Genomic DNA, 5974 nt, shown 5'->3' on the forward strand with positions numbered 1-5974 from the left:
TAGAGCACTGGGTAAGCTGCTCCTCAACCCATTCCTTCTGGGTCATGCCCAACACAGCCTCCATAACCAGATTTCTCTCAGGCTCCTGTGGCGTAGGCAGCGCGACGCTTTTAGCGTCTGTAGAGTGCGACTGTCGAAAAAGCGATTTGAACCATTCCATACTTTTAGTATCAGTTCAACCATTTTTTATGTTCATAGTAATTTTATTTATTCTTGCCCATCTCTCACCCCGCTTTTGAGCCGCTTTAGCCGCCCATCTCCTGCCTGTCCCCTGTGCCCATCGGGTACAATCCGTGGCATGTCCACCCCGTTTGTGGATGATGGATCAGCCCGACAATCTGCGCCAGTTTGAAGATAAAGCAAGAGGAAACGGCACGATGGCTACGCAAACACAATCTGCTCAGATCGCCCCCGATATAAACCCAGACGCTTTGTTGGAGGAAGTTCTGGCGCGTTTCCCTCGGGTTCACCTCATCACCGACAATCACCTTAACGACAATGGAACGTGACCCTTCTCTCCCGCCAATCCCGCCCTGGAAAGCATTTCCAGACACGCATCCCTACAGCATCGGGTGGCGAATGGGCAGTGGAGAAGCATTTGTTGAAGGTTTCTGGGAGGAGCTGAGTTCGCTCACCGACGAAGCCCGATGGGATTACTTTCGTAATCAGCTCCCGATTCCCCCAGAGTGGCTCGCCATCGTCGCAGATGCACTTACGGGAAGCGAGGACAACGAACAGATTGGGTTGTTGGAGTATGTGGACTGCGAGCAGATACTGAACGATCCCACTTCGTTTCTGGGTATTCGTCAACTCGCTGCAATGGGATTCTGTGATTTCACCCTATTTGGTGAATGGCTCAAGGTTGATCTTCTCTACTACGAACAAATTGCATCGTTTGAGCCCGCCCTCTTTGAGGCCGTTGTCGAGACTCTTCACTTGTCGAGCTTACCTATCACCCACGTTTCCTTTACCTACAACCAGGATGTCGCTCTCTCTGTTGAGTGCCACTCAGAGTCAGGTGCTCTCCCTCGCTTTACTCCCCTCGCAGTGACCCTGCCGGGACATCCATTTCGCGATGCCTTCTTGAGCTTCATGGGCGACACCGAAGTTCTCCTCACACACTACATCGAGCTTGCTCGCCGACTGCACCAGGAAAAAATCCTAGACTCCCTCTTCAGAAACCCCGTCAAGATCGTCTTCTACTCCCAGGGCAGCACCACTCCCAACGAGATTCTGACGGGTTTCGCGAATCCGAAATCTCTTCAGTCTCCCTAGGCCCATTCATGGGTCTTGCCGCACCAGCGGGCCGCTTTAGCCGCCCGTTCGCATGCACCCATCGGGTACAATCCGTGGCATGTCCACCCCGTTTGTTCACCTCCACAACCACTCCGAGTTTTCGCTTCTTGATGGCGCTTCTAAGATCAAAGACATGATCAAGTATGCCGTGGAGATGGAGATGCCCGCGCTGGCCCTCACCGACCATGGCGTCATGTACGGTGCGTTTGAGTTCTATCAGGCAGCCCGTGCGGCGGGGATAAAGCCGCTGGTGGGAACCGAGCTGTACGTGGCGACACGGGGACGAAAAGACCGTGATCCCAAGAAAGATGGCAACCATCACTTAGTCGCGATTGCCAAGAATGAGACGGGCTATAAAAATCTCATGAAGCTGGTGACGCTGGCGTCGCTGGAGGGGTTTTACTACAAGCCGCGCGTGGACAAAGAGCTGCTGGCGGAGTACTCCGAGGGGCTGATTATTAGCTCCGCATGTCTGGGCGGCGAGCTGGCGCAGGCGGTGATGAAGCAGGGCTACGAGGAGGCCAAGAGTGTCGCGGCGTGGTACCGGGAGGTCTTCAAGGACGACTTTTACTTAGAGGTGCAGGGCCACCACGCCACGGGGCAGTGGGACGTCAATGAGACTGTCAAGCGCATCAGCCGCGAGATGGGCATTAAGATGGTCGCCACCAACGATAGCCATTATTTAAAGGCCGAGGACGCCGACCCGCACGACGTGCTGATCTGTATCCAGACGGGCACCACGGTCAATGACCCCAAGCGCATGCGCTACGAGCCGCGCGAGTTCTACCTCAAAACCTATGCCGAGATGATGGGCTCGTTTGAAAACTTCGCTCCGGATGCGATCGAGAACACGCTAGAAGTCGCGGAGAAAGTGAATCTAGAGATCGAAGTGGGACGTGCCCCCATGCCGGTGATGGGTGTGGACCCCGGCAGTGATGCGCAGACCACCATGATCCGGATGTGCTGGGAAGGGCTGGAGCGCCGCCTGCCCAAGCACGAGATGGAGCATAAAGAGCGGCTCTCGTATGAGCTGGATATTATCGAGAAGACGGGCTTCGCACAGTACTTTCTGATCGTCCGCGACATCGCCCAGCACGCGCGGCAGAGTGGGATTTTCTTTGGCGTTCGCGGCTCGGCAGCGGGCTCGCTGGCCTCGTATTGTCTGGGAATTACCGATCTTGATCCCATCGAGTACAACTTGACATTTGAGCGCTTCTTGAACCCTGAGCGCGTAACCATGCCCGATATTGACATGGACTTCGAGGACACGCGCCGCGCAGAAGTGATCGAACACGTGACCAAGCAGTACGGGAAAGATAATGTCAGCTACATCACGACTTTTGGGACGCTGGGTGCCAAAGCGGCGCTCCGCGATGCGGGTCGGGCGCTGGCCATGCCCCTGCCCGATGTGGACAGGATCGCCCGCATGATCCCCGCCCTGCCGCTGGGAATCTCCATTAAGAGGGCCATGCACGGCTGGGACGAGAAAGACTACCCTGGCAACCCCGAGATGGTCGCGGCCTACGAGAACGAGGAGCTGGCACGCAAGCTCATTGACACCGCCCAGCGCATTGAGGGAATCACCCGCAATGAGTCCGTCCATGCCGCCGGTGTCATGATCGCCGACCGACCACTGGTGGAGTACACACCGCTACGCAAACTCAATGACGGCTCCCTAGCCACGCAGTACCCGCACAGCTCGCTGGAGGCAATCGGGCTGCTGAAGATGGACTTTCTCGGGCTCATCAACCTCTCGATTCTGGGCCGCGCGGTCAAGCTGATCAAGGAGACGCGCGGCGAGACGATAGATGTCTGGGACATTCCGCTGGACTATAGCCACCCCAAAGCCCAGAAAGCCTACGATATGCTCGGGCGCGGCGAGACGACCGGCGTCTTTCAGCTAGAGTCGGCGGGGATGCGTAAGTATGTTGTCGAGCTCAAGCCCAACTCCGTCAAGGAGCTCGCCGCGATGGTGGCACTCTACCGCCCCGGCCCACTGGCCCACATCCCGCGCTTTATCCAGTCCAAGTTTGACCCTGCCAAGATCGAGTACGAGCACCCGCTTTTAGAGCCGATCCTGAAAGAGACCTACGGGGTGATTGTCTACCAGGATCAGGTCTTGAAGATTGTCCAAGCCGTGGGAGGGCTCACGCTGGGCCAAGCCGACTTGCTACGCCGCGCGATGGGTAAGAAGCAAAAATCCTACATGGACAAGCAAAAAGGCATCTTCATGGAGGGTGCCAAGGAGCGCGGTGTCAGTAATAAATCCGCCGAGAAGATCTTCGCTGACATTGAGCCCTTTGCGGGCTACGCCTTTAACGGTGCCCACGCCGCCTGTTATGCGATGGTGGCCTATCAGACTGCCTATCTAAAAGCCAACTACACGTCGGAGTATCTTGCGGCGCTGATGGCGGCCTATGTGGAAAAGACCGAGAAAGTGGTCAATACGCTGGAGGAGTGTGAGCGTCTCAGCATCCAGATTCTCCCACCGGATGTCAACGACTCCGAGGCGGACTTTACGGTGAGCCAGCCGACGGAGAAAAAATACGAGGGGGCGGTGCGCTTCGGGCTGCTGGCGATTAAGAATGTCGGAAAAGCTCCCATCGAGACCATTCTTCAGGCACGCCAAAAAGGCGGTCGGTTCCACAGCCTCCCCGATTTCTGCACGCGGGTCTTTGCGGAGGGCCTGACCTCCAAGTCCGTGATCGAGATGCTGATTAAGGCCGGGACGTTTAAGAGTATTCACCCCAATCGAAGAGCACTGCTGGAGACGCTAGACGATGCCGTGGCCGCCGCCGCACGGGGAGCCAAAGATGCCAAGGCGGGGCTCATTAGCCTCTGGGGCGACGATGCGGGAGAAGATGCCGCGTCGGTGGACTCGGTGCAGGCGCTACCCAATGTCCCAGATCACCCACGCGGGATCTGGCTGGGCTGGGAGAAAGAGCTGCTGGGCCTGTATCTCACAGAGCACCCGGTCAAGCCCTTCGAGCCGGAGCTGCGGCGCAAGTGGCGGGCCTGGCGGGCCGATCAGATCAGCGAGAGCACACCCAACCAGCAAGTCACGGTGGGCGGGATGATCACCGAGGTGCGCACCAAGTACACCAAGACAGGTAGCGCGATGCTCTTCGTGACGCTTGAGGACACCTCTGGCGCGATCAGCGTGACGCTCTTCCCCAAGTGTGCCGCCGAGTACGGCAAGTACGCCATCGTCAACTCCGTGGTCGCCATCATTGGCCGCGCCCAGCACCGGGAGCGCATCCTAAAGAGTGAAGTGGCAGAAGAGGGCGCAGAGCCCGCCGCAGCCGATAAGAACGTCCAGATAGAGCTCATCGCCGACAAGATTGAGCGCATCGTCGAGAACGCAATGGCCGCCGACGCCCGCCCACGCACCGTCCATGTGCGCATTGACCCCAACAACCGCACGCTCCTGCACATGGTCAAAGAGATGTTCACCAGCAAAGACGGCGGCTCGCCCTTAGTTGTGCACGCCGAGACCCCCAGCGGCGAGTATCTCATCAAAACCCCGATCTTAGTAGACCCCGACGAGGGCCTGATCGAGCAAGTGAGAAGAATGCTAGGCGGCGGCCACCAGAAAGCCTGGGTGGAGTAGATGAGACTGGGAGAACCCTCGCAACGCGACCTGGCAGGTCGTCTGGGTGAATCTGTCGCCTCCATGTTTCTCCTCCGCCCCTTGCCAGGACGTGACTATCTCTTTAGCACCTGTTTTCTGGGTGACAAGTGGCCCACGGCGGATTTCCTCGTAGAACTGGTAGGAACCACGCGCCCCTGCTTCTTCCTCGCACAGATCCGTGCCGTTTCCCTCTCCCCGAACTCACGAGAGCGCCTGACAATTGCCTTTGACCCAAAACACCTGCAAGCCCTCTCCGCCTATCCCATTCCTACCTATCTGATCGGAGTAGACCTGCTCCAATCGAAGGCGTATCTTGTCTCAGCCAACGGGGAGCAACTGGAACCAGAAGCGGGAATGACGGTAAACTATCCCTTAAGCGACGAGAGTGTGATGCTCGGACTTTGGGAGGAAGTGGCGGCGTTCTGGGACGGTTTTCCCACAACTACTCCGAAACTCACATCACAATTTCTCGACCCGCGCTGGAGAAGCATATGACAAACCAGTTTGAGTACCTAACGCATCTGCGCGCCTTGCACATGGCGCGGGTTCTCCTGCTCCACCAAGGCAGTATCTCCCTCCTCTCTACAGCGGAAAAAGGTTGGCCGGATATGGTGGCTTGCCTGCAAGAGGACGGGGAAGACACGGGCAAGCTCTTCGCACTCCAGGTCGAAGGGGTTCGCTACGCACATCAGTCCACCGAGCGATCTCAAGAGATTTTTGCCCAGCGCCGTGTTCACTATCCATTCCCTGTGCTTCTTTTTCTCTTTGCGATGGACACGGACGAAGGCTGGTACGGCTGGCTGCATCAAGGTGCAGCAGAGCACTCTCTGCAACCTCTAACGCCAAAGACACTAAACGTTGTTCTGGAGCACATTCGCCGTGAATACGAAAAGCCCACCACATCTCAGGCCGCATGAACTTGGAGAAGGGCATGTCGGAATAAGCACAGCGATAAATATAGAGGAGGTATCACAACATGGTCAATATTGTCGAGCGCTACGGTAACGAAATTAAACAGCTCTCTCACGAGGAGCGGCTGGAGCTTGC

Annotated in this window: 5 protein-coding genes; all 5 read left to right on the forward strand. The window is 57.1% G+C overall.

The window, feature by feature from the left end; genetic code table 11:
- Window positions 1-293: 293 nt before the first annotated feature.
- Window positions 294-509: a hypothetical protein gene (locus RMO15_RS20655; RefSeq protein WP_309716392.1), complete on the forward strand. Its 216-nt coding sequence runs from the start codon at window positions 294-296 to the stop codon at window positions 507-509.
- Window positions 499-1275: a hypothetical protein gene (locus tag RMO15_RS20660; protein WP_309716395.1), complete on the forward strand. Its 777-nt coding sequence runs from the start codon at window positions 499-501 to the stop codon at window positions 1273-1275. Before RMO15_RS20655 ends, RMO15_RS20660 begins: the two co-directional genes overlap by 11 nt.
- A 79-nt stretch (window positions 1276-1354) precedes the next feature.
- Entirely contained in the window at window positions 1355-4906 is a 3552-nt protein-coding gene (locus RMO15_RS20665) for a DNA polymerase III subunit alpha (protein ID WP_309716399.1), read from the forward strand.
- Window positions 4907-5422: a hypothetical protein gene (locus tag RMO15_RS20670; RefSeq protein WP_309716404.1), complete on the forward strand. Its 516-nt coding sequence runs from the start codon at window positions 4907-4909 to the stop codon at window positions 5420-5422.
- Window positions 5419-5844, forward strand: a complete 426-nt coding sequence (locus RMO15_RS20675) for a hypothetical protein (RefSeq protein WP_309716407.1) — start codon at window positions 5419-5421, stop codon at window positions 5842-5844. The genes RMO15_RS20670 and RMO15_RS20675 overlap by 4 nt, the downstream gene beginning before the upstream one ends.
- The last annotated feature ends 130 nt before the right edge of the window (window positions 5845-5974 follow it).

Source organism: Armatimonas sp., from assembly GCF_031410135.1.
Taxonomy (GTDB): domain Bacteria; phylum Armatimonadota; class Armatimonadia; order Armatimonadales; family Armatimonadaceae; genus Armatimonas.

Bases quoted from the DNA above. Each gene is read 5' to 3' on its own strand.
- RMO15_RS20660 (WP_309716395.1), top strand. From the start codon at position 499: ATGGAACGTGACCCTTCTCTCCCGCCAATCCCGCCCTGGAAAGCATTT.
- RMO15_RS20665 (WP_309716399.1), top strand. From the start codon at position 1,355: ATGTCCACCCCGTTTGTTCACCTCCACAACCACTCCGAGTTTTCGCTT.
- RMO15_RS20670 (WP_309716404.1), top strand. From the start codon at position 4,907: ATGAGACTGGGAGAACCCTCGCAACGCGACCTGGCAGGTCGTCTGGGT.
- RMO15_RS20675 (WP_309716407.1), top strand. From the start codon at position 5,419: ATGACAAACCAGTTTGAGTACCTAACGCATCTGCGCGCCTTGCACATG.